The 24,240-nt window shown below is 43.4% G+C and carries 21 protein-coding genes and 3 tRNA genes; 8 read left to right on the forward strand and 16 right to left on the reverse strand.

Annotation, left to right across the window (positions count from 1 at the left end):
- Positions 1-2: 2 nt before the first annotated feature.
- Both AAFX28_RS06720 and AAFX28_RS06725 read left to right on the forward strand, forming a co-directional pair.
- Positions 3-1,376 (forward strand): diguanylate cyclase domain-containing protein, encoded by a 1,374-nt coding sequence (locus tag AAFX28_RS06720; RefSeq protein ID WP_408686692.1) that lies wholly within the window; start codon positions 3-5, stop codon positions 1,374-1,376.
- A 178-nt stretch (positions 1,377-1,554) separates the two neighbouring features.
- Complete coding sequence (locus AAFX28_RS06725; RefSeq protein ID WP_408686693.1) at positions 1,555-2,163, forward strand: YitT family protein; 609 nt, start codon at positions 1,555-1,557, stop codon at positions 2,161-2,163.
- Between the two features lie 53 nt (positions 2,164-2,216).
- Here AAFX28_RS06725 and AAFX28_RS06730 read toward each other — a convergent pair whose 3' ends face one another.
- Both AAFX28_RS06730 and AAFX28_RS06735 read right to left on the reverse strand, forming a co-directional pair.
- A complete protein-coding gene (locus AAFX28_RS06730; RefSeq protein WP_408686694.1) occupies positions 2,217-2,723 on the reverse strand; it encodes a flavodoxin family protein in 507 nt (168 codons plus the stop codon).
- Between the two features lie 81 nt (positions 2,724-2,804).
- A complete protein-coding gene (locus tag AAFX28_RS06735) occupies positions 2,805-3,272 on the reverse strand; it encodes an HAD family hydrolase (RefSeq protein ID WP_408686695.1) in 468 nt (155 codons plus the stop codon).
- A 169-nt stretch (positions 3,273-3,441) separates the two neighbouring features.
- Between AAFX28_RS06735 and AAFX28_RS06740 the strand changes: the two genes are divergently transcribed.
- The 3 genes from AAFX28_RS06740 (at position 3,442) to AAFX28_RS06750 (ending at position 3,770) form a co-directional block, all read left to right on the forward strand.
- A tRNA-Cys gene (locus tag AAFX28_RS06740) sits at positions 3,442-3,515 on the forward strand.
- A gap of 61 nt (positions 3,516-3,576) precedes the next feature.
- Positions 3,577-3,663: transfer RNA gene (locus tag AAFX28_RS06745), tRNA-Leu, on the forward strand.
- A gap of 33 nt (positions 3,664-3,696) precedes the next feature.
- A tRNA-Cys gene (locus tag AAFX28_RS06750) sits at positions 3,697-3,770 on the forward strand.
- A gap of 116 nt (positions 3,771-3,886) precedes the next feature.
- On the opposite strand, the gene emrD is transcribed toward AAFX28_RS06750, so the two are convergent.
- From emrD to AAFX28_RS06765, 3 genes are all read right to left on the reverse strand, one after another.
- On the reverse strand, positions 3,887-5,095 hold the full coding sequence (emrD, locus tag AAFX28_RS06755; RefSeq protein WP_408686696.1) for a multidrug efflux MFS transporter EmrD: 1,209 nt from the start codon (positions 5,093-5,095) through the stop codon (positions 3,887-3,889).
- Between the two features lie 211 nt (positions 5,096-5,306).
- On the reverse strand, positions 5,307-5,615 hold the full coding sequence (locus AAFX28_RS06760) for a cysteine-rich CWC family protein (RefSeq protein ID WP_408686697.1): 309 nt from the start codon (positions 5,613-5,615) through the stop codon (positions 5,307-5,309).
- A gap of 77 nt (positions 5,616-5,692) precedes the next feature.
- On the reverse strand, positions 5,693-6,619 hold the full coding sequence (locus tag AAFX28_RS06765) for a DMT family transporter (RefSeq protein WP_408686698.1): 927 nt from the start codon (positions 6,617-6,619) through the stop codon (positions 5,693-5,695).
- Between the two features lie 146 nt (positions 6,620-6,765).
- Between AAFX28_RS06765 and AAFX28_RS06770 the strand changes: the two genes are divergently transcribed.
- Positions 6,766-7,227, forward strand: coding sequence for an Lrp/AsnC family transcriptional regulator (locus AAFX28_RS06770; protein ID WP_408686699.1), 462 nt, complete (start codon positions 6,766-6,768; stop codon positions 7,225-7,227).
- Here the strand turns inward: AAFX28_RS06770 and AAFX28_RS06775 are convergent.
- Positions 7,214-8,278, reverse strand: a complete 1,065-nt coding sequence (locus tag AAFX28_RS06775) for a GGDEF domain-containing protein (RefSeq protein ID WP_408686700.1) — start codon at positions 8,276-8,278, stop codon at positions 7,214-7,216. The genes AAFX28_RS06770 and AAFX28_RS06775 overlap by 14 nt on opposite strands.
- Before the next feature lie 88 nt (positions 8,279-8,366).
- Positions 8,367-8,843, reverse strand: coding sequence for a MarR family winged helix-turn-helix transcriptional regulator (locus AAFX28_RS06780; protein WP_408686701.1), 477 nt, complete (start codon positions 8,841-8,843; stop codon positions 8,367-8,369).
- A gap of 368 nt (positions 8,844-9,211) precedes the next feature.
- Here AAFX28_RS06780 and AAFX28_RS06785 point away from each other — a divergent pair, with 368 nt between their 5' ends.
- Positions 9,212-10,783: a BCCT family transporter gene (locus tag AAFX28_RS06785; protein WP_408686702.1), complete on the forward strand. Its 1,572-nt coding sequence runs from the start codon at positions 9,212-9,214 to the stop codon at positions 10,781-10,783.
- A gap of 71 nt (positions 10,784-10,854) precedes the next feature.
- Here the strand turns inward: AAFX28_RS06785 and AAFX28_RS06790 are convergent, their stop codons facing one another.
- The 5 genes from AAFX28_RS06790 to AAFX28_RS06810 all read right to left on the reverse strand — a co-directional run bounded on the left by AAFX28_RS06790 (position 10,855) and on the right by AAFX28_RS06810 (position 18,192).
- On the reverse strand, positions 10,855-11,574 hold the full coding sequence (locus AAFX28_RS06790) for a 3'-5' exonuclease (protein ID WP_408686703.1): 720 nt from the start codon (positions 11,572-11,574) through the stop codon (positions 10,855-10,857).
- 7 nt (positions 11,575-11,581) lie between these two features.
- On the reverse strand, positions 11,582-13,471 hold the full coding sequence (locus tag AAFX28_RS06795) for a DUF294 nucleotidyltransferase-like domain-containing protein (protein WP_408686704.1): 1,890 nt from the start codon (positions 13,469-13,471) through the stop codon (positions 11,582-11,584).
- 144 nt (positions 13,472-13,615) lie between these two features.
- Positions 13,616-15,364, reverse strand: a complete 1,749-nt coding sequence (locus AAFX28_RS06800) for a formate--tetrahydrofolate ligase (protein ID WP_408686705.1) — start codon at positions 15,362-15,364, stop codon at positions 13,616-13,618.
- Between the two features lie 244 nt (positions 15,365-15,608).
- The gene (locus AAFX28_RS06805; protein ID WP_408686706.1) at positions 15,609-15,797 is read right to left on the reverse strand and encodes a hypothetical protein; all 189 of its coding nucleotides are present in this window, start codon (positions 15,795-15,797) and stop codon (positions 15,609-15,611) included.
- A 37-nt stretch (positions 15,798-15,834) separates the two neighbouring features.
- Complete coding sequence (locus AAFX28_RS06810) at positions 15,835-18,192, reverse strand: fatty acid cis/trans isomerase (protein WP_408686707.1); 2,358 nt, start codon at positions 18,190-18,192, stop codon at positions 15,835-15,837.
- 180 nt (positions 18,193-18,372) lie between these two features.
- Between AAFX28_RS06810 and AAFX28_RS06815 the strand changes: the two genes are divergently transcribed.
- Positions 18,373-19,032: a M23 family metallopeptidase gene (locus AAFX28_RS06815; RefSeq protein WP_408686708.1), complete on the forward strand. Its 660-nt coding sequence runs from the start codon at positions 18,373-18,375 to the stop codon at positions 19,030-19,032.
- Between the two features lie 76 nt (positions 19,033-19,108).
- Here AAFX28_RS06815 and AAFX28_RS06820 read toward each other — a convergent pair whose 3' ends face one another.
- The 4 genes from AAFX28_RS06820 to AAFX28_RS06835 all read right to left on the reverse strand — a co-directional run bounded on the left by AAFX28_RS06820 (position 19,109) and on the right by AAFX28_RS06835 (position 24,174).
- Positions 19,109-20,014, reverse strand: a complete 906-nt coding sequence (locus AAFX28_RS06820) for a siderophore ABC transporter substrate-binding protein (RefSeq protein ID WP_408686709.1) — start codon at positions 20,012-20,014, stop codon at positions 19,109-19,111.
- A gap of 11 nt (positions 20,015-20,025) precedes the next feature.
- Positions 20,026-21,939: a TonB-dependent receptor domain-containing protein gene (locus AAFX28_RS06825; protein ID WP_408686710.1), complete on the reverse strand. Its 1,914-nt coding sequence runs from the start codon at positions 21,937-21,939 to the stop codon at positions 20,026-20,028.
- A gap of 154 nt (positions 21,940-22,093) precedes the next feature.
- Positions 22,094-23,428, reverse strand: coding sequence for a histidine kinase sensor domain-containing protein (locus AAFX28_RS06830; RefSeq protein WP_408686711.1), 1,335 nt, complete (start codon positions 23,426-23,428; stop codon positions 22,094-22,096).
- Positions 23,425-24,174, reverse strand: a complete 750-nt coding sequence (locus tag AAFX28_RS06835) for a response regulator transcription factor (RefSeq protein ID WP_408686832.1) — start codon at positions 24,172-24,174, stop codon at positions 23,425-23,427. Before AAFX28_RS06835 ends, AAFX28_RS06830 begins: the two co-directional genes overlap by 4 nt.
- Positions 24,175-24,240 lie beyond the last annotated feature (66 nt).

Consider the following 24,240-nt stretch of genomic DNA (forward strand, 5'->3'; position numbering starts at 1 on the left):
CCATGTTGGATTCCTTGTTTAAGAAGATGTTTATCCTTTCAACGACAACCATGATGTTGACGTTGTTTATTGTCATCTCCTTCTCGAAAATCAATACTCAGCAAAACGTCACTAAGTCCGAATTGGATCAAATTATCGACTTACAGCTATGTGTCGATTTGTTAAGAAGCCAACTATGGGTGTTCAAACAGTTTGGAGATGACTCTAGCTTAACCCAAGTTGAACTTGCTCAAGCGGAGCTTGATACAAAGCTAACGGCATACAAAAACAGCAATATTCAGCTAGATAATATTCAGCGAATGAACCGCAGCTTATATACGCTAATCATTCAAGAAAAAGAGCTAAAATCATCGCCTGAGATTGATTTGGTGAATGCTTCACAGGCGAATATTAATGCAAGGGGACTGCTTCATTCTCGTTACAACATGATTGTACAGAACATGACTGAAGAGCTTGTTTATGTTCATCAAACTGTTCTAAATCGTAATAACGCGATTTTGCAAAGTGTCATGTCGACTGCTGCTGCATGGCTAATTATCTGTTCAATCCTTGTGAGTGTGACGGCGTGGTTAATTCTGTTTAGGTTCAAAGCGGGTGCAGAGGCGATGAAAACTGCCATCTTGGGCTTGGCAAAGGGTCAACTCGATACCAAAGTCGAAGCCGTTAAAATGGACAGTGAATTTAGAGTTATCGCTAGCTTCTTCAATCAAATGACCGTCTCTTTACGTCACTCAACCGTTACTAAACAAGAACTGGAAGAAGAAGTCGTTCGTCAAACGCAGCAATTAAAACATAAACAAGAACAGCTGATTTTCTTATCAGAGCATGATCCTTTGACCAATCTAGTGAATCGACGTGCATTTGATAAACAACTAGAAAACGCTATCGTTAAAGCAAATCGTACCCAATGCAAATTAGCATTGCTCTTTATCGACTTAGACGACTTCAAGTGTATTAACGATACTTATGGGCATGATGCAGGTGACTTCGTGCTTATTCAAATTGCAGAGCGTCTGTCAGGCTGCATTAGGGAATCTGATTTTGTCGGCCGATTAGGGGGAGATGAATTTGTGGTTTGTCTCGACCTTCTAAATGACTTTGACATAGTGCCGATTAAGGTAGCGCAGATTTCGCAAGCGATTAATGAACCTATTGTGTTTAATGAGCGTGAATTACATGTCGGTGCCAGTATCGGAGTAAGCCAATTCCCAGATCAAACTAAGAGCAAAGACGCGCTAATTTGTTTGGCAGACGAAGCTATGTATAACACGAAGAAAGTTAAGGATTCGAGTTGCAAAGAACAGCGCAAAACGTGTTCAGGTGCGGAATCAAATAGTGGCGAGAATATCGTCAATCTTGTATGCCGAAACAAATAAATTTATAAGTATGCGTACCTACGACTTACGGGATAATTTAACAAAGTGTAAAGTTGGTTTAACACATAATAGCTTTGACAATTAAAGGCAATTCTCGACTTTTCTATCAATTATGGACATCTTATGCGGGTTTGATTCACCTCAATTTTTGTGAATCGTAAGGGATAGGAAGTCTAAAATGGATAAAGAACATAGCTTACGTGAGAATATGCTCGCGTTACTCTTAGGCAGCGCATTAGTATCACTTGGCGTTATCTTTTTTAATAAAGTAGGGTTATTGACTGGCGGTACTGCGGGTTTAGCAATCTTTTTGACTAAAGTGAGTGACTTTAGTTTTGGACAGATCTTTTTCGCTCTAAACCTACCATTCTATATTTTGTCAGTCGCTCGTATGGGCTGGCGTTTTACTCTAAATACCTTTATCGCCGTTTCAATTGTCTCTTTTGCTGTAGACCATTTACATCATGTGATCGAAATAGCACGTATTGACCCTTTTTATGCAGCGCTCCTTGGTGGAGGCATGATTGGTATTGGTATGTTGGTAATTTTCCGTCATAAGATGAGTTTGGGCGGTTTCAACATTCTTGCTCTGTTCCTGCAAGAGCGCTACGGCATTCGTGCTGGCAAGGTTCAAATGGCGTTGGATTGCACCATCGTTGTTATGTCGTTGTTCATCGTTGATGTATCACTGATTCTTCTGTCGGTGCTTGGTGCCATTGCGACTAACTTGATTCTGGCGATGAACCACAAGCCAGGGCGATACCAACCGCAGGCGACGACGGCATAGCGTTTTCTTGAAGAGTATTCTAAAGGCTTAGTGATTTCACTAAGCCTTTTTTATTACTCTGCGTTTAGGGTGGATTTAAATTGTTTGAGCTCGTTAGCCTCGATGTAATATCCCTCACGGCAAGGCGCATGAAGCGTACCAGCCAGATCTATGTTGAAGTACTTGAACACGTTTTTAAAAAAACCATGATAAATGGGGCAAATCTCAGGGCTAGCCGAACTGGTGACTACAAAGCCACGCTTTCCTTCAAGTTGACGTGCTTTAGGTTTTAGCTCTTTTACATCCAGCAATTCGGTCATACGATCTATTAAAGCCTTCATCGGTGCAGTAACAGAATGCCAATAGATAGGAGACGCAAACACGATGCTATCGGCTAAAAGCATTTTCTCAACCAGCGGGTAAAAATCATCGGCAGGGTAGTTGTTGTCGTAGTTATAAGGTGTGATACGTAGTAAATCGATATCAATGACTTCCGTCTTAATTGGCGTAGACACCTCAGAAACAACCCTTGCGGTGTTCCCTTGCTTGTTTGCGCTGGAAAATAAAATTAACGTTTTCACTATATAGTCCTTTTCAAAGAGTGGGGAATTGAAAAGGACTATAAAACCTTAACCTTGGTTGAGGTAAAGAGCGGATTTTAATTAATCGATCAATTGTTCTAGGTGTGTGATATGTTGGGTTCCCTTGGGTACAGGTTGCCCTTCCTTATGAAAGTAAATTGCTGTTAGCCCTGCACTTAATGCCGGATAAATGTCTTTTTCTAAACTGTCCCCGACCATGGTAACGTTGTTTGCAGTTTGACCAATTGAAGCAATGATCGCTTTGTAAAACTCAGGGTCTTGTTTCTCGAGTCCAAGATTCGCTTTGCAAAAATAGCCGCTAATGTAAGTGTCGAGTCCTACTCGTTGGAATGCTTGTTGTATTTCAGACTCTGTAGAGTCTTGCGCACTAGTTGCGATATAGATAGTGGTAGATTGACTCAATTGTTTGAGTATTACCTCCGCTCCTTCGACAGCTTCAACGTGCGGCCATTGGTACATCTTCCCAGTTTGATCAGGGTAGTCGACCATTAAGGTATCTCCCCAATCGAATAAGTAAACTTTACTCATAGTTACTTCCTTGTAGTAAAAACGAACAAACGCGATCAAACAACCATCATATTGATTCAAAACTCATCAAACAAAAGAAAAAGTGACTTTTTTGTTTGACTCTCTAAGCTCAATCCGTAAAGTATGCACCGAACGCAACGGTGGGTAACCTAAAGCGTTGAAAGAAAAGGGCGCCTTGGCAGAGTGGCTATGCAGCGGATTGCAAATCCGTGGACCTCGGTTCGATTCCGGGAGGCGCCTCCATTCTTTAATAAATTTTAGATGGTGTTTATTGTTCTAAACGGCATCACAAAGAAATTTGTGTGCCCTGGTGGTGGAATTGGTAGACACAAGGGATTTAAAATCCCTCGACGTTCGCGTTGTGCCGGTTCAAGTCCGGCCCGGGGCACCATCTCAACTTAGCTCTAAGAGCAACCAAAATAATGGCGCCTTGGCAGAGTGGCTATGCAGCGGATTGCAAATCCGTGGACCTCGGTTCGATTCCGGGAGGCGCCTCCATTATTTCGATTAAACCAGCCTAGTGCTGGTTTTTTTGTATCTGCAACAAAAGAAAACGATTAAAGTAAAAAGACAAAGCCCACATCAACGATATGTAGATGTGGGTTTTCGTATGATTAAACTGCCAAAGGCATTTGGTCGTTTGACTGATCGTGTTTACGGTATACGCGAATTAGACCGATCAAAGCGAGCAAAGACATCAGGAGCATAAGAGCACCTAAAGGCATTTGGTTTGTGGTAGGAATGGCTGATGCAACCAGTGTGGCTAAACCCGCACCAAGGTTTTGCATTCCACCAAGTACTGCACCACCTGTTCCCGCATGATAAGGCAATGGAGACAATGCCCCCGTCGTAGCCGCAGGGAATAATATACCCGCACCTAAAAAGTAAATCGTTGCGCCGCCAATGAGTGTTAGTGCTGTGGTTTGTCCCATTATTCCTGGAATCAGCACAATTAACGAGCCTGCCATAATGGCAAACAAACCAAACATAAGTGCACTTTTCTCATTCTTTTTAGCTGCTATCAAGCTAGAAAGTGCCGCACCGACTAAATAGCCTGGGATCGGTAAAACGAATAACAGACTGACGGTTGTCGCTGGGAGTTGTAACACACCACCGAGCAAAACACCTGCCGCAGCTTCGAAGATCGCCACACCAGAAAAAGTCGCAACCAAACAAATTAAGTAGCCCTGAAAGCGTCTATCAGATAACACGTAACGGTAGCTGTCACTTACACGTTCAAAACGGCGGTTTTCTTTTGGTAATGTCTCAATGAAACTTGTCATCATAGTGATTACCACGGCAATCCCAAATAGTGCCAAGAACATGTAGCTAGAACGCCAACCAAATACTTCAGATAAGTAACCGCCTAATACGGGTGCAATCAAAGGCGAAAAGATCACACACATGCTGATTAGGCTATTCACCTTATGTAACTCGGCGCCAGAGAAAACATCACGCGTTAACGTGCGCGACATTGCGCCACCACAACCAATACCAAGACCTTGAATGAAGCTACCTAAGAGAAACCATTCGTATTGATGTGCAAATAGGGCAACAATCGTACCTACGATGTAGATGATTAAACCAACAATAATGATTGGTTTTCTGCCGAGACGATCGGATAAAGGCCCATATACGAATTGTGACAGACCATAAGGAATTAGGTAGCAAGCCATAACCGCTTGAAGTGCTGCTGGAGATACTAAGAACTCACTCGCCATGTAGCCAATTGAAGGGACATACATCGTCTGAGTCATTTGACCAACAGCCGTTAAAATAGCAATCAAGAATGTTAATTTGATAACTTGAGAAGAAGCTGACATTTCCAACTAAACCTAAATTCAAAGCGCAAAAACGACTAACCTTGCCGTAGCAAAGCTAATCAATAAAGTTTTAAAGGGGACTTTCAGGCGCGAGATATTAGAGGGAGTTGAGATGTGGTGCAATCAAAAAGTGTGATCTGACGCAGGATAAATATTTTAATTTTGGATTAGAAAAACTAATCCAAAATTATATGGTGAAAATAGAAGATATTTATTCAGTAGGGAGCTTTGATAGGCACTTTCTACACAAACATACGTCGCTGCTTGCTAACGTTGAGGTATCACGTTTATCGAGTTCAAAACACCAACATGTGCTCTTGCCTTGACTAATATCGCAGTGCGCTGGTTCTTGGCAAGAAGGGCAGGTGTGACTGGATTGTGTACCACTGAGCTTTTCTATTATTTGGTCTCGCTCGTCATCAGTGAGGTGTCGCCAGTTAACGATCTCATCCATTGTTCTGTGGCATCCGCTGCATATACCATCGTTGTTTTTGCAGGCCGCAATACATGGTGTTTTCACTTTACACAATCCATCTTTCTACTAGGGAGAGGGGACTATACCTGTATTAACTAAGCACGGCAAAGTACCAGACCATTCTATTTTTCAAAGCTTGGCGGCTGATAGTGCAAGGAACTATCTTGTTTCATAAATATATTACTTGCGATGACGCTACCTATGCTAATGAAGGCTAATGCAATCCATACGGTACTATTTGGTTGCTCAGAGAAAATTGGCATCGCAAGTAAGGTGGCAATAGCTGGAGTTGCTGCGCCAAAAGCTGCGGTACGTTCTGCTCCAAGCGTAGAAATTGCGTGTAGATAAGTGAATGCGGCGATCAACCCTGCGCCTACACCTTGCAATAGAGTATGACCCAATAGCTCTTCCCAAGGCCAAGAAGAAATCTGATTATTCAACAAATGACTCTCAAACACGCCACTTACAGTTAATGTGATTAAGCAACACAAAGACATGAGTGAGACTAGCCCTGATGTCACTAGAGGGTTCAAATTTGATACTCGGGCACAAATTGTAAAAACTGCCCACATGCAGCTTCCTAATAAGAATAAAACGTGACCCTGTAAAAGCTGGGTGGAAGGATTACTAATGCTATGGGACAAAAATGCTCCGATCCCGACAACGACCAAGCCAAGGCCAAAAATACGGTGTGAGCTTAATGGTTGCTTAAAAAGTACAATAGCAATTCCTGATACAAACAGTGGCAATGTCCCGGGAATTAATGCGCTGCCATCTGCCACCGGAGCGAAGCTCATCCCCGTGCCGGCAATAAATAAGTAAGGTAGCCCGCTGCCGATAAACATACCTAACAGATAGCGTTTTGGAACGGCGAGTATAGACTGACGCGCTTTCAATACGATTGGTAGCAATATAATGCAAGGAACGAGAAATCGCGTGAATGCGATATCTGAGGTCATTAACTCGGAGTGAGCCCCACTACGAAGTGATAAGAAAAAACCAGACCAAAGTAAAAGCGTGGCAATCATTGCCAAATATCCAGAAACCATGTTCGTCCGTGAGTTGTGTTTGAGTTTCTTATAGTATGAAGCTAAGTAGTGGGTGAAATATGGCAATATTCGTTATAAATTAAGACTAAATTGACTGAAAACGTTAAATACTTAATCTCAATTGATAGAAAAGTGCGGAATGGGATATGGATAGAACAGATAAGCAAATTTTAAGGCTGCTCCAGCAAGATGCTCGCCAGTCGACAGCAGACATTGCAGATAAGGTTGGTTTGTCTGCATCTCCTTGTGCTCGAAGAATTAAGCGTTTGGAAGAATCAGGCATTATTGCGCATTATCGAGCGAGCTTGAATAAACAACGGATTGGTATTGGAATGACGGTGTTTGTCGAAGTCAGTCTAAATAACCACCAAGCGACAAGTATCGAAGACTTTGAGTCTGCGGTTTGCGAAATGGATGAAGTGATTAGCTGTCATGTTGTGTCAGGTGCTTATGACTATTTGCTGGAAGTGGTTAGTCATGACTTAGCAGGTTATGAGTCTTTTACGCGAAAATTGCAGCGGCTAGAAAATGTCAAAGATATACACACCCACCTCGCGATAAGACAAGTGAAAGGGGAAAGTGAGCTGCCCATTTTTACGTCGAGCTAATGTGGCTTGCATTCGACTTTGAACACAAATCCAATTGGGGCTCTAGTACCGGAGTATACACTGACACGCGATCCCGCCCTAGATGCTTTGATTGATATAGAGCGAGGTCGGCACGCTTCATCCATTCTTTTATCTCTTCGAATGCCTTTGATTGTGCAATACCAGAACTGATCGTCATAGGCTGATTATGGGGATAGTTGCCTTGGCGAATCTTTTTACTCAGCCGATTCATTAACGTTTCTGCTGAGGAGTCTTCTTGTCCTTGGATGACGAGCAAGAACTCATCACCACCAAGTCTAAAAAGCAACTCATTGTCAGTCGTGTGCGTATTGATGGTGTTGACTATATTCACAATCACTTTATCTCCAACATCGTGTCCATGTTGGTCGTTCACGGACTTAAAGTTGTCTATGTCTATGTCTATGATTACGATGCTTGAACATGGATAGTCACTCAGCGTGCGCTCCAAAGCGCTAGGGAGTTCATGGCGGTTTAGTGCACCTGTCATGGCATCTGTAGATATCAACATCCGTAGATCTTGTTGGAGATTTCGTATCGCGGCAACGACAACATGGACAATAATGGTCGTGACGATGAGCGAAATGATGTAACGAATAGTGACGGCAAATTCTTGATGCATTAATGCTGCGAACCCAGCGCAAATAATCATTATAAAGTTGGTAATGAAGGCTTCGTTCTTAGGTAAGAGAAAAATAATGCTAATAACAACAGGGTAGAGCCAGTATGTTGCGAGTGTTCCGAATACTTTGATTGCAAGCACCGCAGATATGACAAGCAGGGCGAGTGGGATGTAGTGACCGAACAGTGTCTGTTTGTTATAGATAAGAGCTGTGATTTCAAGGAGCAATGAGATTTCAAATGCCAGTAAAACCACGCCGAGCATAATTTCCCCGATCAAGATATTTTTAATACCAAGAGGAATAAACACAAGAAGGGTAATGGTGGCGATAACTTTGAGGACTTGCTTTTGCTGTTTTAGGTCGAGGATCGCCTCGTCATCTAAATGTCGTAATCGGCTGTTCTTGTTCATTACATCTTTCTTTTTGCGCGGAACAACGACTATTGCTCTCTAAATAAACGTAAGCGCAAAAAGAAAGTTAAGCAAATAAACTATAGAACTACTCAGGCTTGGTAATGCTGCCGAGTTCTAGGACTGGTGCCACATCAATGTCTTCGGCATTCATCATTGAGGAAATTCGTTGTACTGAAGAAAGCAACAGCGATTGCTCCCATTCTTCTAGTCGTTGAAACTTAGTAATAAAGCTTTGCTGCAGAGGGGTAGGCGCGTTGTCCAACAATGCTTGGCCTTTTTCAGTCAGATAAGCATGAACTTTACGTTTATCTTTGCTGCTACGAACACGCTGAACGAGCCCATTTCGCTCTAGACGGTCAAGGATAGTTGTGGCTGTTGCTTGGCTCATGTTGGTGTGATCCGACAGTTGTCGAATCGTCACTTCTCCAAGCTCACGGATTGAACGCATTAATATAAGCTGTGGGCCAGTCAAGCCAGACTCTTTGCTTAGTTTTTTAGAGTGTAGGTCGATTGCTCGAATGATCTGACGAATCGAAATAAGGACTTCTTCGTGCTTTTCCAATGCGGTTCCCTATGAACTTAGTGTTGAGAAGTAGGCGAAAATACATCAAATGGGTAATGAAAAAAAGCCTCATTTGACACAAATTTTTAATATGCTCACACCATACCGAATTCAGGTTTTGCGTGCTTGCTTAGAACACGAATGATATTGCTTTGCTAGTGTATATCTAATTGATGATTATTCCATCATTCGTGATGGGGTATTCTTAAAATATGACTAAAAAACAGCTTATTACTGGAACATAACCACAATCAGAGTACAATAATGAGAGGTGTATCAGATTATTACGTTTTGAAAATCATTTTTAACTCTAATGATTTATTAATCAATCTTTGATACTCAAACGGAAAAAATGCTAGAGAGGAACGATGACTAAAGGCATAGATAAGTACAGTATCGACAGTACCGATTATACCATCGGGCAAGATAACGTACAGAAGTGGGGATTCGACGTGCACAACCCAGTGTTTGGTTGGAGTGCAGGTCTGATAGCAGTTTTCTTAATTGCCGTTCTGGTTATGGATGCTGAATCAGCGAAAGCAACGCTGGATGGTATCAAATGGCAAATTATTGGTAGCTTCGATTGGTTGTTCATCTGGTCAGGTAACATCTTTGTTATCTTCTGTTTAGCGCTGATTGTTTCACCTCTGGGCAAAATTCGCCTTGGTGGTACTGACGCCACTGCAGACTATTCATACTTATCATGGCTATCAATGCTGTTTGCCGCAGGTATGGGTATCGGTCTAATGTTCTGGAGTGTGGCAGAGCCAGTAGCGTATTTCACCGGTTGGTATGAAACTCCCCTAGGTGTTGAAGCAAATACTCCTGAAGCAGCGAAGTTAGCGCTAGGTGCAACCATGTACCACTGGGGTCTTCACCCATGGGCAATTTACGGTGTTGTAGCATTATCACTAGCTTTCTTCGCTTATAACAAAGGCCTACCACTTTCTATTCGTTCGATTTTCTATCCACTACTAGGCGACCGCGCTTGGGGTTGGGCAGGTCACATCGTGGATATCTTAGCGGTACTAGCGACTTTGTTTGGTCTAGCGACATCGCTTGGTTTAGGTGCTCAACAGGCTGCAAGTGGTATTCACCACGTATTTGGTGTTGATTCAGGTCTTGGTTTACAGGTTATCGTAATCACAGTAGTGACACTTCTAGCGGTTGTGTCGGTACTACGTGGTATTGATGGCGGTGTTAAAGTCATTAGTAACATCAACATGATCGTGGCGTTCTTGCTATTGATCTTAGTGGCGCTGATTGGCTATGCAATCGTAGTAGGTAACATCGGTACTACGCTTATGGCTTACATTGAAAACTTGATTCCTTTAAGTAACCCACATGGCCGTGAAGATGAAGCTTGGTTCCAAGGTTGGACAGTATTCTATTGGGCTTGGTGGATTTCTTGGTCACCATTCGTAGGTATGTTTATTGCGCGTGTATCTAAAGGCCGTACGGTTCGTGAGTTCATCACAGCAGTTCTACTTGTACCAACAGCAGTAACAGTACTTTGGATGTCTACCTTCGGCGGTATGGCGATTGATCAAGTGATCAACGGTGTTGGCCAACTAGGTACAGATGGCCTGACGGACGTATCACTAGCGATGTTCCAAATGTTTGATGTATTGCCATTTGGCTCAATCCTATCAATCATTGCGGTTATCTTAGTATTGGTATTCTTCATTACATCTTCTGACTCAGGTTCACTGGTTATCGACAGCATTACGGCTGGTGGTAAAGTGGATGCGCCAGTTATTCAGCGCGTGTTCTGGGCATTTATGGAAGGCGCGATTGCGGTTGCCCTTCTTTGGATTGGTGGTTCTGAAGCGGTACAAGCCCTACAAGCTGGTGCAATTTCTACTGCGCTACCATTCACCATTGTCTTGTTGTTGATGTGTGTAAGCTTGATTCTCGGTATGCGTACTGAGCGCCGATAGGTTTAAAGAAATAGGTAAACAAAAAGGGACGTGTATCGTCCCTTTTTTATTGCGTGCTATTTAGTACAAAATTAAATCCAAAGTTGGCTGATTGGCATCTTACGGTTGTAATTGTGTGCAATCTGAGCCTGTAACAACTCCGCAGTTGCCACCGCATCTGTTAATGCGTGATGAGGCGTGTACTGGGGAAGGTTGTAACGTGAACGGCTAGCACCTAAACGAACCGACTCTGGTTTTTTACCAAAGATTTTATTGAGTAAACCGCCATTGTGCTTCTGTTGCAGTTGAGTCTCAATGTGCATGGTATCGACAACGGGGAACTCGATACCTTCTTTTATACGAGCAACCAGTGCCTTGTCGAAGAATTCTCGTTCAATGCGTTGATAGTGCACCACCATCACTTTACCAGACATCTGTTCGAGTACTTGGTCGTAGATGCCGGCTAGATCAGGAGCATCCAATACGTCAGAGTGGGTAATACCATGAATCACTACTGATTCTTCCGCAAGTTGTTTGCGAGGGCGTACTGTCCAATGACGGGCTTGGTTGATAAAGATTCGATTCAGGTTAAACGGGACAGTCCCAATGGTAATGATGTCATCGTTATCAGAATCGAGCCCTGTTGTTTCAAAGTCCATGGCAAGAAACAACACGTCCTCAAGTGGCGTGCTTGGATCTGGCAACCCCGCAGTATAGTAATTTTTAAGATTACTATCTTTTACAACCTCGAGTTTACGGTTGAACTTAGTCGACCAATCGATAGAAGGAGGCGATAGAAGTTTCTTAATCATCTCTGCCTCACTTAAAGTTGTTGCTAGCTTGGTAACGGAATTTCAAAAAGTTCTGAGCGTTGCTTAAAGCCTGAAACGCATCCTTGAGGTTACGTCTTTCGAAATCTGACAGGTTTTCTGGCTCAATGTTGTTATCGGGCTCGATTTCATTTTCAACATCAAGGGCTTGGTGCCTAATTCGAACCATTGAAATAAACTCTAGAGCGTCACTAAGGTCGCGCGCTTTGCCTTTAGGCAAAATACCTGCCTCTTGAATATCGTCGAGTCGCTCAAATGAGTTTTTCGAACGAGAGCCGACGGCGAGTGCATGGACACGAATCAAGTCGGCAAGAGGTGCTGTTCCACGTCGTTTGAGGTTGATGGAGTTCTTATGTTGGCCATCTTTTTCCATCACAAAGTCTTTAAAGAAACCAAGTGGAGGAGTTCGGTTCATTGCGTTTCGAGCTAAACACGCTAAGAAACGGTTGTTTTTACGTGCGCGGCGGACAATAAAGCCGTTGAGTTGCTCAGCCCATTTTAAGCGGCCGAAAACACCATCTAAATCAAAGAAGATGGAAGCATTCAGTAGTGCTTTTGGATTTGGATTATCAATCCAGTCGGCGAAACACTCTTCCCATTCGGTGCGTGTCATTCGCCACTCAGGGTTAGTTGCCATGATATCGCCGGTACAATAGCTGTAACCACACTTATCTAAGCCATCGCAGACTCGTTTAGAGAGCTCGACAAAGTAAGCGTCGTGTTCCTCTTTAACAAAAGTGTTGTCTAAGATAATCGCATTATCCTGGTCTGTAACAAGCAATTGTTCGTCACGTCCCATAGAACCAAGTGCTACAAAGCAGTACGGAACGGGTGGCTCCCCGAGTTCCTCTTCAGCGAGTTCTATAATACGTTGTTTGAAACTGCGACCAATTACAGACATCGCGCTGCCAACCATGTGTGAATTGGCATCTTCGTTTACTAAGCGTACAAAGCTGTCTTTTACTTGCTCAGATAACGCGGCGAGTTCTTCAACCGATTGCTGCTGGAATATACTGCTCACAAGAAGAAGAGAGTTCTGTGATTCGTAGCGGACGATATCTGTCGCTTCGATAATTCCAATAGGCTGTTTATCTTTTAAAACAGGCAGGTGATGCACGTTGTAACGCAGCATAGTCAGCATTGCTTCATAAACGTAAGCGTTATGATCGAGCGAGATAACTTCAGTGGTCATGACACTTGAAACGTCATCATTAGGATCGAGCCCTTGAGCTAGAACTCGTGTACATAAATCGCGGTCGGTAATGATCCCTACGAGCGGGTTGTTATCATCTTCATCGTCTTCTGCCACTTCAGGGTCAATAATCAACAAAGAGGAGACGTTCTCTTCCGCCATCTTGATTGCGGCATTTTGAATGGATTCTGTTTTTGGTATCGACGGCGCTTCTGTGGTTAACAGAGTGCGAACTTTAGATGTGGTTAGGTCGTTCTGTTCATTACTGTTCGATACGGTTTGACGCAAACGAGCGTTATCTTCTACCTCGACAAAGTCGGCGAAAGCTTCATGGTTTTCGTAAAGCTCTTGGAAAACAACCTCTGGAATACAGTAAAGCAAGCTATCTTTCATTGCTTTTGCAGGGAAGCGAACTTTGTTGTTGGTCAGTAAACCCATTTGGCCAAATAGCGCACCTTCATCAAGGCGATTGTATAGCTCGCCTTTGCGTCGATAAACTTCGATAATGCCACTTCTCACCATGTACAAGTCGTGGATCTCATCGCCAAAGTGTATAACGGGTGTCTCTTCACGGTAGTAGGAGATTTCTACGTGCTTAGTAACGTAATTAAGAACATCATCTTCGAGTTCATCGAATGGAGGGTGTTGGGAAAGGAAATTCTTTATTTCCAGTAGCTCTGCTTCCATGAAAAATCCAGTTCTGAGAGGGTATTAGCTTAATGGTACATGATCTTGGGGGGAAGTTCATGGCTTGTCGATCGTGCGTATACAAAAGAGGCCTAACCTGACAAGTTAAGCCTCTTAAAGGGGGAGCAGTAAGTGAAGTGAGGGTTAGCTCAAACCAATGATGTTTCCGTTATCATCTAGGTCTAAGTTCATGAATGCGGGCTTATCTGGGAGTCCCGGCATAGTCATCACATTGCCACATAGAGCATAAATAAAGCCAGCACCCGCGCACAGTTTTAACTCTCGAATGGACACGTCAAAACCGCTTGGTGCGCCTTTGATACTGCCATCCGTAGAAATCGACAAAGGCGTTTTGGCTAAACATACAGCCAGTTTGTCAAAGCCGTTCGCTTTGAGTTCTTTGAGCTGTTGTTTTGCTGTGTCACTAAGCGTAATACTTGCTGCGCCGTAACCAGCTTCAGCCACGGCCATCAGTTTCTCTTCAGTGCTTTGTTCAAATTTGTATAGTGGCGTAAAGTTAGAGCCCTTTGCGCATTGACCAAGCACTTTTTCTGCGAGCACTACCGTTCCTTCACCACCTTTCACAAATCCTTCACTAATGGCGACTTCTACGTTATTCGGTAGTGACTCAACCATCTCTTTGAGAGCGTATAGCTCAGCGTCACTGTCTTGTGGGAATCGGTTGATTGCAACCACAGCTGGTACACCATACTTGTTGACGTTATTGATATGCCATTTAAGGTTTTCGAAACCAGCGGCAAGCGCGTTCGCATCATCTTCGAACAGCGAATCTGGAATAGGTTGACCAGGTTTAAGATCATACAAGCCAGAGTTAGCTTTCAGCCCACGTAAAGTTGCCACAATAACCGCACAATCTGGCGCTTTACCTGACACTTGAGCTTTAATATTGCATGCTTTTTCAAAGCCCATGTCAGAGCCAAAACCACCTTCAGTCACGGTAAATTCACTGAGTTTTGTTGCAATGTTGTCAGCAATAATGGAAGAGTTACCGTGGGCAATATTTGCAAACGGTCCTGCATGTATGAGAGTAGGGACTCCCTCAAGTGTTTGCATTAACGTTGGTTCAATCGCTTCTTTCATACTGACGGCCATCGCCCCCGCAACCTGAAGATCTTCGGCGGTTACTGGTTTCCCATCAAGGTCATAAGCAACCACGATTCTGCCAATACGTTTTCTTAGATCTCGTAAATCCGTTGCAAGAGCAAGAATGGCCATTAACTCAGATGCAGCCGAAATATCGAAGCCATCTTCTCGTTCATATCCGTTGATGACTTTACCCGGTTCATTTCGACCTACCGTGACCATTCGTAAAGCCCGGTCATTATGGTCCATGACGCGTTTCCAAACTACGCGTTGTGGGTCAATACGGAGGGCGTTTAAGCCACTGCGAGTTTCAAAGTCGTCATAACCGTTGCGTTGTTCGTGATAGATACGAGCGTCGATTGCAGCAGCTGCAAGGTTATGCGCAGCGGTTACAGCATGTATATCGCCCGTTAAATGTAAGTTTAGTTCTTCCATGGGAGCGACTTGTGAATAGCCACCGCCAGCTGCACCACCTTTGACACCGAAAACCGGTCCCATTGAAGGCTGACGAATACAAGCCGTTACTGAACGATTGAGCTTCGAGATACCTTGAGCAAGGCCAATGGTCGTTACAGTCTTACCTTCGCCCAATGGTGTTGGGGTAATTGCTGTCACTAGGATCAATTTACCGGTATCACACTGGCTTAGACGCTTAAGGCTGTCTAGAGAAACTTTTGCTTTGTATTTACCTTGGCTGGCATATTCTCCTTCGAGCAGGCCAGCTTGTGTGGCAACCTCAGTGATAGAAGCAAGTGGAGTATTTCGACAGATATCAATATCAGACAGCATAAAACCCTCGGAGTGGACAGGTTAAAAAGTTAAGCAATCGTTTGCGTGGAGATAATATCGGCAAAATTATCTTTGTAAAGCGGACTGAGCCAGTTGTATGTCTCTGTGGGGGATTATACGTTGTACACCTGATCCAAATCAAAAGAATCGTGCGCTGTTTCCAACTAAACGCACATAGCAGTCAGAAGAGTATCAATAAAAAAAGTGCCCAGAGAAGGACACTTTTGTTGATATTTAGGCGGTATTAGAACCAATCGTCTTCAGGAAATAGCTTTCCCTCTGGTGCGTATGGGTCATCATCAAAAGGGTGGGCGGCTTTACTTCGCAAACTATCCAGTTGGTGCTCTAGCATTTGGACAGTGTCGTAATCACCTTCAGAACAAGCGACGTAAATCTGTTGTTCAAGTGCTCTGATGCTATCATCAATACCCATAGTCTCCTCCCTATCTGCTACATACGCTGTTACAGCACTATCTATTCTCAAATCTATTGTAGTCTAGAAGTCCAAATTCGATAGGCTGATTCTCTTTGTACCACGCATGAACTCTGTCACTGAAAGGCCAAAACTCATCCGAGCTTCGACGAATTGCGAATGTATCCAAAAGCTTAACGTAGTCTTCTTCTGTCTTAATATTTTTCAGCATGTCGACTAGTTTTGGAATTTCTTGCTCGCTCAGAGATAGGTACGCTGCTGGGTAGCTACCGATCACTCCACGAACCAACGTCAGGTCATCATTTTTCACATCACGATTGCTCTCTTCGTCAAATAGGCTCGAAATGTTGGTGTGAGCGTTGTTGTGAAGAAGAGTGAAAAGTTGATCTTCGCCTTGCTCGGACTTAATCATCATCATCACAATCTGTGGGACATAGACAAGTCCTTCGCCCTTGATGCTATCAATGCTGCGCAGTAGTGATTCATTAGCCTGAGAAAAGCCTGTTTGCTCTATTTTGTAGCGGTTGTTCAAGATAGGGCTCATTTGAGTTTTGATGATGTCGTAAAGCTCTGCTTTTGGATCATCCGTTTGGTATGGTACCTGAGTTGGCTGATCGAAAGGCTTAACATTACGTTGTAAGAAATCACTCATCTGGCGGCTTTGGTTTTGATACCAACTAGACTGTTCTTCGTGACGTACATCTCTTGGAAGTAATGCAACGAAGTTACTTTCACCTTCTAGACGTAAGAAATCCATGAACATTCGAGTGATCAATTGGTGACCAAAGTTACCATAAACATCAAACCCTGCGACTAAGAGATAGTGAATACGCTCAATCAGAGCATAATCAAGAATCCATGCAGTTTTTGGTGGAGTGCCAACCATACCTTGCACCACTGATGCACTATCAAAGTGTCTAAACACGGTAAGGGCGGCGTTAGGGTTTGTGCCATGGCCAGTCCAAAGCACATCCGTAGTTAGGAACTTACCGCCTTCGAACCACTTGTTGATGAAGTCGGACTTAGCTTCAAGGTAGCGCGCTTGCTGACGTGAATAACTCACCCAGTTGGTGACGGGTAGAGTATTGCTCTCTAGCTCCCCTGGCAGCTTAAGATTGTCAGCTTGTGAACGATAAAACTCGTTAATTTCTGGAAGGTCAGCTTTATCTGGATCAACAAAGAATACCCAGAAACGATCGTTAATAACGTTCAGTGCTAATTGACCGCGACAAACTGGACCTTTAATGAAAGCATTAATTGTATTTTGAGCATTATCCAACATGAACTTGAAGCGCGCGTTTACGGGCAGTTCAATGAAAGCAGTCATTGGGTTAGCTGCAATTTCTGGCTCGTAACTTGGAAGCTTAGCTACGTTATAATCAGCATCAATGAACCATTCCTTCCAATTTGTCAGTCTTTCATGGTTCAACGCAAACGGCATGTGAGTCTTGTCGACAATGGTTCCTTGCTCTGGAATGAGTCGGTAGTAAACACGGTCGACACCAGGGTGATCGTATGGACGACGAGTCGAAATACGTTTTACTGGTTCACCTGGCGGGGTACTAGAACGAACCAATGTGAAAAAGCGTGGATTCGCTTCGTTCAAATCAGAGAAATAAAGGTGCGATAGGAAAAGGTGCTCGTAGATGTATCGCGCTGTTAGCTGGACTTTTCTCGACCCTTTGTTCAACACAGTTTCGTATTGCGTGACTAACTCTTGCTGTTCCTTTGTTAATGGTATTTGCTCATTCATAATAGCGCCGTTTTGGAGCCAATCCATTAGTGTCGCGTACTCGTGACTATCGAGGTTAGGCATCCCATAAGGCATCCCCCACGTAGGATAGTCTTGTGCGTATTGATCATATTCTTCAATCGTAGGGCAAACCTGAGTACGATCGACGGCAAAATCAAAACCTTCTAACTGTGTTTGATCAGGAAGTGGATGCGCTGCTTTTTGCTGAAGCATACGAGAAATCAGGCCCGCCTGCATATTGGCAGTTGGGTTTTGAATGCGCTCGTTTAGGATTGGATGAAAGCCAAGTTCTCTCCATTGCTCAGTTGTTTCGGCGTCTTCAAATAAACGACTTGGTGTTGCAGCAGTCAAACGCGTTCCTTGATAGACCAATTCTTTGCTTGAACCACGGTCAATACCCTCGACAGAGGACATTTTTAGCTGACAAGGTGCATCATAACAGGCGTGGCAAACCACACAGCGGTTATCAATAATAGGTTTTACATCTGTTAGGAAAAAGTCGCTTTGTGGACTCGAAATGTCGGCTCTGCGTTCTCGAACTTGCTCTTGTCCGAAGAGTTGGTCGTAATTTAAACCTGCATAGGTTGCACACCCTGCAAAAAGGGTCACCACGGCCAGCATCAAAAAGGTACGTAAATTCATAACTATAATGGCTCTATTTATTGATTCTATGTCGCCTCAAAAGAATAGTCGTTTCACAAATAAAACACCATTCATTAATTAGTCTTAAGTGCTCGCCTTACTCGCACAATCGAAAGTAAGCTGTTGATATATGCAATCAACATCGTAATGTTGAAGCTGTGCAAATAGAGGTAGTGGATTATGCGAACAAAGTGGAAAGTGGGTGGTTTTGTCGTAGTGCTGATTGCAACATTTGGTGGCGCGAAATGGAACTCTATGGTTGAAAAACAAGAGATAGCTGAGCAAGAAGCATCGATGGAACCTGATATATCCAATGCTCTTAGCCAAACCAGAGAAGCGTTTGGGATGCCAATGACCAAAGCAGGCATGATTCAAGACTACGCAGAGTTTGGCAAAGTGAAACGCTTCGCGAATTTGTATCATTCTGCGGCTGACTATTATGCTCAACCCGGAGACCCAGTGTATGCAGTCGCTGACGGTATGGTTTATTTCTCTGGCCATCAAGAAGCTTATGGTGGGCTGGTTATTGTTAACCACGAACACGCGGGACTTTATTCCCTCTATGGCCATGTTTCAGCCAAGCGTTGGTTGATTGAGCAAGGAGTGGAGGTGAGAAAGGGAGAATTGATAGGGTATATTGCAGACACTAATGAAGGATACGGTATAGGGGATATTCCTCATCTTCACTTCTCAATGCGATTAGGCAATCCAGAAGACTATCCAAGCTCTGGCAGAGAAAACTGGATGACAGGTTACACCACTGAACATCCTGCATTTCATAATTTTGTCGACCCAAACCGGTTTATCAGTCGTTCTAAGAAATACCATCTTTCTAAGTGAAAGTTTAAGGGCAACCTAAGTGAATCATTGTGACTGAACCAATAGTAAGCAATGAATCACCTAGGTTGGATTAGTGTTACTTTATGACCTGTTTCATATCATCGATCATAAATTGAGTCGCCTTAATACCGCTCGCAGAAATATACCAAGCATGCGGATTTAGGTAATAGATATCGCCACTCTTTGCTGCCTTTGTTTTAGCAATTAGTGGATTATCCAATTTTTTAAATGCTTCACCTGATGGACGGCCAATGGCTTGATCACGATCGAGTATTAACAAATGTTCTGGATTTGCTTTGGCAATATATTCGTAACTAATAAGGTCGCCATGATTCTTGTCCGCGTCGTTTGCTACTGCCTCATTAAAGCCGAACAAACTATAGATTGCGCTGTAGCGAGAGTTTGACCCAAATGTCGCTAGCTTACCGCCATTGGTCATGACAAGCATAACCTCAGTCGAATTTGATGAGGCAACATCTTGAATTGCATTGATTTGCTTTTGCTTATGCTCAATGACTTTCTCGACATGCGCTTGTTTCTCAAAAATCTCTCCAATCATTCGCCAAGCATTTTGGGTCGTATTCCAGTAATCATTTGAGTCCGCCATAAATACAACCGTAGGGGCTATTTTTGACAGTTCTTGATAGGACTCTGAGCTGCGATTGCTCGCAATGATTAAATCTGGTTTGAGAGTGAAAATTGTCTCAAAATCAGGTTCGAACAAAGAGCCAACAGCTGGGTATTTGTCATCTTGATACTTGTTTAAATATTTTGGCATTGGCGCTTTAACAACGCCGATAGGTTCAATGTTCAAGCTATCGAGTACATCGAGAGTATCCATTCCTAGAACGATGACTCGCTCAGGCTTAGTTTCAAGCGTAGTGCTGCCCATTGGGTGCTCGACGTCGATGGTTTTGGCGCTGATTGAACAACTCATTACGATCAGCCAAAATGCGATAATCTTTTGTTTAATGGTAAACATGAGGATTCCTATTAAAATGCATAGCTAACGTTGAAGCGGAAGTCTCGACCTGCGCTAGCATAGCCTTTCGCAACTGGGCTACCGATGTATTCCATATAGGTAGCATGATCGAAGTAGTACTTATCGAATACGTTTTTAACAGAAACCGTTAGTTTTAGGTCTTGCTCGGTAAGAGGTATCCACTGGGCGTAAAGATCGTGCACGCCATAGCCAGGTTTTTCAGGGTGGACGGTCGGATCAGCGACATCGGTCAGACGTTCAACAAAGCGCGCATTCCAACCCAGTTCTAATTCATCATTCGCAATGTAATTCACATCAAGAACCCATGTATCCCCAATAGAAGTACCTAGATTCATATTGTCGTCGCTTAATGGAACTCCGTTTAGTTCAGGACGAGATTGGTTGTAGCTTAGTCGGGTATGAATATTTTCTAGAGAATAGCCGACGTAAGCGGTCAAACCTTTAGTAATTAACTCACCAATATTGGTGTAGGCAGTACCGTCGTTGTCCACTACATCCTCAATTTTACTATTGAACAAAGTGACACCAGCGGAGAGGTTTTCGTTGGTGTACTTAGCGCCTATCTCAGTATTTTTGGCACGCTCTGGTCCTCTATCGGGAGCGTTCTCTGCATAATCGATTATGAACAGTTCTTTGATTTGCTGGCCACGGAACGCTTCAGCATAACTAGCGAATACATCTAGGCCAGATAGCACTCGATAATTGATTGCAATGTTTGGACTAAAGCCGCTGGAATCAAACTCTTGGTTGATATTGTCTTTTAGTTCATACCAATCGTATCGGGCACCAGCACTTAGCAATAGTTTTTCAGTAAGTCGCCAGTCATCTTGAACAAACAGGCCATAAACCGTGCCATCTTCTTTAGCGATTTGTTTTCCAGAATAGTTCGTTTCGAATTCAGATTGATCTTTTTTGTAATCAGCACCAACCATTAAGGTATGCGCGCCCAACGTAGAAGTGTTAAATATTTTTGCACCAACCGTATCTATCGTGCCATCACTAGTTCCCCAGCGTGGGTGATCTTTATGAGCGATACGATTTGCAGTTGAGTAAAGCGTGGAATCAATGTTGATTACGTCACTAGACGTAAATGAATGGTTAGCGGTGATAGTATGACGGTCGGCTTCTTGTTGAAGCGCTTCATTCTTAAAGCTAGGTTGAAAATGAGGGCGGTTTAAACGGGTGTTGTCGTCATCTCGATAATCGTAACTGAGCGATACGTAATGCTTTTCGTTGAGCTGGCCTGATAACTTTAAAAGAGCTACTGATTGTTCGTTAGCGGTATAAGGTTGTTCTTCACCACGGCCATCTTCTATATTGTTGCTGTCAACATAGCCAAAGGAAGCAAGTAATCCTAGATCTTCGGTTACTTCACCATACAAGCTTGTGGAAATCTTGTAACCGTTGTTGTTGGTGTAATAGCCACCTTTCACTTGTACACCAAACTGTTTTCCAGGCGCAAGTAAATCTGCTGCATCTTTAGTCTTGAACTGGATAGCGCCACCAAGAGCACCTGGGCCATTGGTTGCTCGTCCTGCACCCGCACTAACATCAACCTGTTTTAGCAACTCAGGTTCGATGGATAAACGACCTTGGTGGTGGAATAGGCTCCCTGACTGCTCTGCACCATCGATAGATATGTTAAGCATTGTATCTTCTAATCCACGGACGTAGATTTTTTGCGAGATACCAGATGAACCACCAACGCTGACCTCAGCATCCTTGCGGAATATATCATTTAGATCTTGCGCCTGTTGTTTATCGAGGTCATCCGAAGTAATCGTAGTATCGATGCCAACCATTTGTTGACCAATGACTTGCATTGTCTCTATGTCTTGGTTAGCTATAACAGAATGGGTAACTAGAAAAAGTGCGATGGGGCTTAGCTTAAAAACGGTATCCATTTTACCGAAATCTCCATGAGTAAATGAGAATTATTATCGGGTGGATTTTGCTGCGGTTAGCGGGTGGAGTAAATTACTTTTACAACTGTTACAAATGGAATTTATTGGTGAGTTGAATGGGTGAGAGGTGCTATCTCACCCATGAACGAATGTACTAGATAGGCAACTGGATCTTCATATCTAGGCCATTTGCGGGATTATTTTTAGCTTGAATTGACCCTTCAACGGCTTCAATGTGTCTTTTGGCTAGTGCTAAGCCGACACCAAACCCTTTTCGAGCACCGGTTTGATTGTTGGCTTTGAAAAATGGCTCGAAAATTTTGTGACAGAGCAATGGATCAATTCCTGGCCCAGAATCTGAAATTGTAAGGCTGATGCCTTGTTCGCATAGTGTTCCTTGGATTATGAGTGTTTGACCTATAGGGGTGTAACGTAAACCGTTGCGAACAATGTTTTCAATTGCTTGAGCCAAGGCACGCTGATTCGACCGTGTGAGTGGAATATGATGAGGTAAATTCAGTTCAATGAGCTTGTCAGGGTATTCAAACTGGGCGTCCTCAACAATCGCTTCAATCAATTCGGTTAAGTCGAATGCTTCATTGGTAAGGTTTGGTTGCTCATTCTCAAGCCATGCTAGTGTGAGAGTATCTTCAGCCATTTGACGCATGGTAACCACCTCGCTACGTATTCGTTTGAGCATCGTAGGAGTGTCAATTTGGTTTTCTGCGCAATCAATTGCCATCTCGACACGGGTGAGTGGGGTACGGATTTCGTGCGACATCTCCGCGATGAGGTTACGGTTATGTTCAATCACGTTAGATGTGCGCTCTGCCATTTGATCAAAGGTTCTTGCGATTTGACTTAGTTCATCGTTACCGAGTTTATAAGCGTTTGAAATTCTCGCGTCGTAGTTACCGCTACGTAATGATTTTGTGGCTTGATGAATATGATTTAGCGGTGTCATCACATAGCGATAAAGATAGATAGTCAGTGCCAAGAAAGCGATGAATGGCAAGACCACACGAAAAAACCAAAAAGCATGAGACATATACGTCCCAGGTCGCATGCGAGCCGGAAGTTTAATCAAAAAATGATGGTTTGAAGGAGTAAGCGCCACTTCCATGATCGGATTTTCAGGAAAATAGAGGTGGATCTTCCATTCAACGTTTCGACCAATGCCATATCCATCCCAGAAACGTTTGTTTAGAGGGTTTCCACTAACAACGTCTATTTGCGAACGTACGACGGTTGCCCAGGTATCTTCTTGGATTGCTAACGCATTGACCCAACGATTAAGCTCGTCGAATTTACCTTCGGACAGTAAATTTTGTGCATGTTGTCCCCAGTCTAAAATTTCCTGTTGATGGGCTTCGTCGATGTAGCTCATTTTCTCATTAGAAAGGATCGCAGCACTGTGCAATAAAGAGAAAAAGATCACGCCGCCAAGTGATAAAACGACAAATAGACGCCAAAAGAGTAGTTTTTTCATCGTATTAGATAGCCCTTTCCGTGCATTGTTTGAATGCGATCTTGGGGCATACCTAACTGCACTAAGCTCTTACGAATCCGGCTTAAATGCATGTCTAAGCTGCGGTCATACGGGCTGAACTCTCGCTCTAGTACCATTTGATATAGGTAAGGTTTGCTTTGGACTGAGCCGTAGTTCTGTACTAACGTCCAAAGCAGCTTGAATTGGATTGGCGTTAAGGTGACTTTGCTTGAGCCTTCAACAGTGACTTCATACTCATGTCGGTCTAGTTTAAGTTCTTGATACTCAAGATAACGGTTTGAATTAGCAGATGGATTAACACCAGAGCGACGGAGTATAGCTTCAATGCGTAAACTGACCTCAGTAAAATTACATGGCTTGCTAATATAGTCATCAGCCCCGTAACGCAATCCTCTAATACGGTGTTCTTCAGCACCATAGGCAGTCAACATCACTACAGGTGTATTTGAATGTGCGCGTATGTAGTTGAGCAGGCCAAAGCCATCGACTTCAGGTAAGTTAATATCCAATATCACTAAGTCAAATTGTTGCTGACTTAATGCGCTCAAAGCAAGCGCGCCACAGTCTAGATTAGTGACTTGATATTGTTGCGTTTGGAGAAGCGCAGTGAGTTGTTGGTTCAAAAGAGGGTCATCTTCGACCAATAAGATCGCTGGGTTAGAAGCGACACTCTCATCACTCACTTCTCTGTGCTCGAAATAAGCAGACGGGGTGCTACTTTCCAACATAGAAAAATCCTTTTATTGATAATGGTTGTCATTATCAATAAAAGGATTGGCGGTTTCAATCAA

Origin of the sequence: Vibrio sp. TBV020, assembly GCF_046056895.1 — a bacterium.
Taxonomy (GTDB): Bacteria; Pseudomonadota; Gammaproteobacteria; order Enterobacterales; family Vibrionaceae; genus Vibrio.

Bases quoted from the DNA above. Each gene is read 5' to 3' on its own strand.
- AAFX28_RS06720 (WP_408686692.1), top strand. From the start codon at position 3: ATGTTGGATTCCTTGTTTAAGAAGATGTTTATCCTTTCAACGACAACC.
- AAFX28_RS06725 (WP_408686693.1), top strand. From the start codon at position 1,555: ATGGATAAAGAACATAGCTTACGTGAGAATATGCTCGCGTTACTCTTA.
- AAFX28_RS06735 (WP_408686695.1), bottom strand. From the start codon at position 3,272: ATGAGTAAAGTTTACTTATTCGATTGGGGAGATACCTTAATGGTCGAC.
- emrD (WP_408686696.1), bottom strand. From the start codon at position 5,095: ATGTCAGCTTCTTCTCAAGTTATCAAATTAACATTCTTGATTGCTATT.
- AAFX28_RS06765 (WP_408686698.1), bottom strand. From the start codon at position 6,619: ATGGTTTCTGGATATTTGGCAATGATTGCCACGCTTTTACTTTGGTCT.
- AAFX28_RS06770 (WP_408686699.1), top strand. From the start codon at position 6,766: ATGGATAGAACAGATAAGCAAATTTTAAGGCTGCTCCAGCAAGATGCT.
- AAFX28_RS06775 (WP_408686700.1), bottom strand. From the start codon at position 8,278: ATGAACAAGAACAGCCGATTACGACATTTAGATGACGAGGCGATCCTC.
- AAFX28_RS06785 (WP_408686702.1), top strand. From the start codon at position 9,212: ATGACTAAAGGCATAGATAAGTACAGTATCGACAGTACCGATTATACC.
- AAFX28_RS06790 (WP_408686703.1), bottom strand. From the start codon at position 11,574: ATGATTAAGAAACTTCTATCGCCTCCTTCTATCGATTGGTCGACTAAG.
- AAFX28_RS06795 (WP_408686704.1), bottom strand. From the start codon at position 13,471: ATGGAAGCAGAGCTACTGGAAATAAAGAATTTCCTTTCCCAACACCCT.
- AAFX28_RS06800 (WP_408686705.1), bottom strand. From the start codon at position 15,364: ATGCTGTCTGATATTGATATCTGTCGAAATACTCCACTTGCTTCTATC.
- AAFX28_RS06805 (WP_408686706.1), bottom strand. From the start codon at position 15,797: ATGGGTATTGATGATAGCATCAGAGCACTTGAACAACAGATTTACGTC.
- AAFX28_RS06810 (WP_408686707.1), bottom strand. From the start codon at position 18,192: ATGAATTTACGTACCTTTTTGATGCTGGCCGTGGTGACCCTTTTTGCA.
- AAFX28_RS06815 (WP_408686708.1), top strand. From the start codon at position 18,373: ATGCGAACAAAGTGGAAAGTGGGTGGTTTTGTCGTAGTGCTGATTGCA.
- AAFX28_RS06820 (WP_408686709.1), bottom strand. From the start codon at position 20,014: ATGTTTACCATTAAACAAAAGATTATCGCATTTTGGCTGATCGTAATG.
- AAFX28_RS06825 (WP_408686710.1), bottom strand. From the start codon at position 21,939: ATGGATACCGTTTTTAAGCTAAGCCCCATCGCACTTTTTCTAGTTACC.
- AAFX28_RS06830 (WP_408686711.1), bottom strand. From the start codon at position 23,428: ATGAAAAAACTACTCTTTTGGCGTCTATTTGTCGTTTTATCACTTGGC.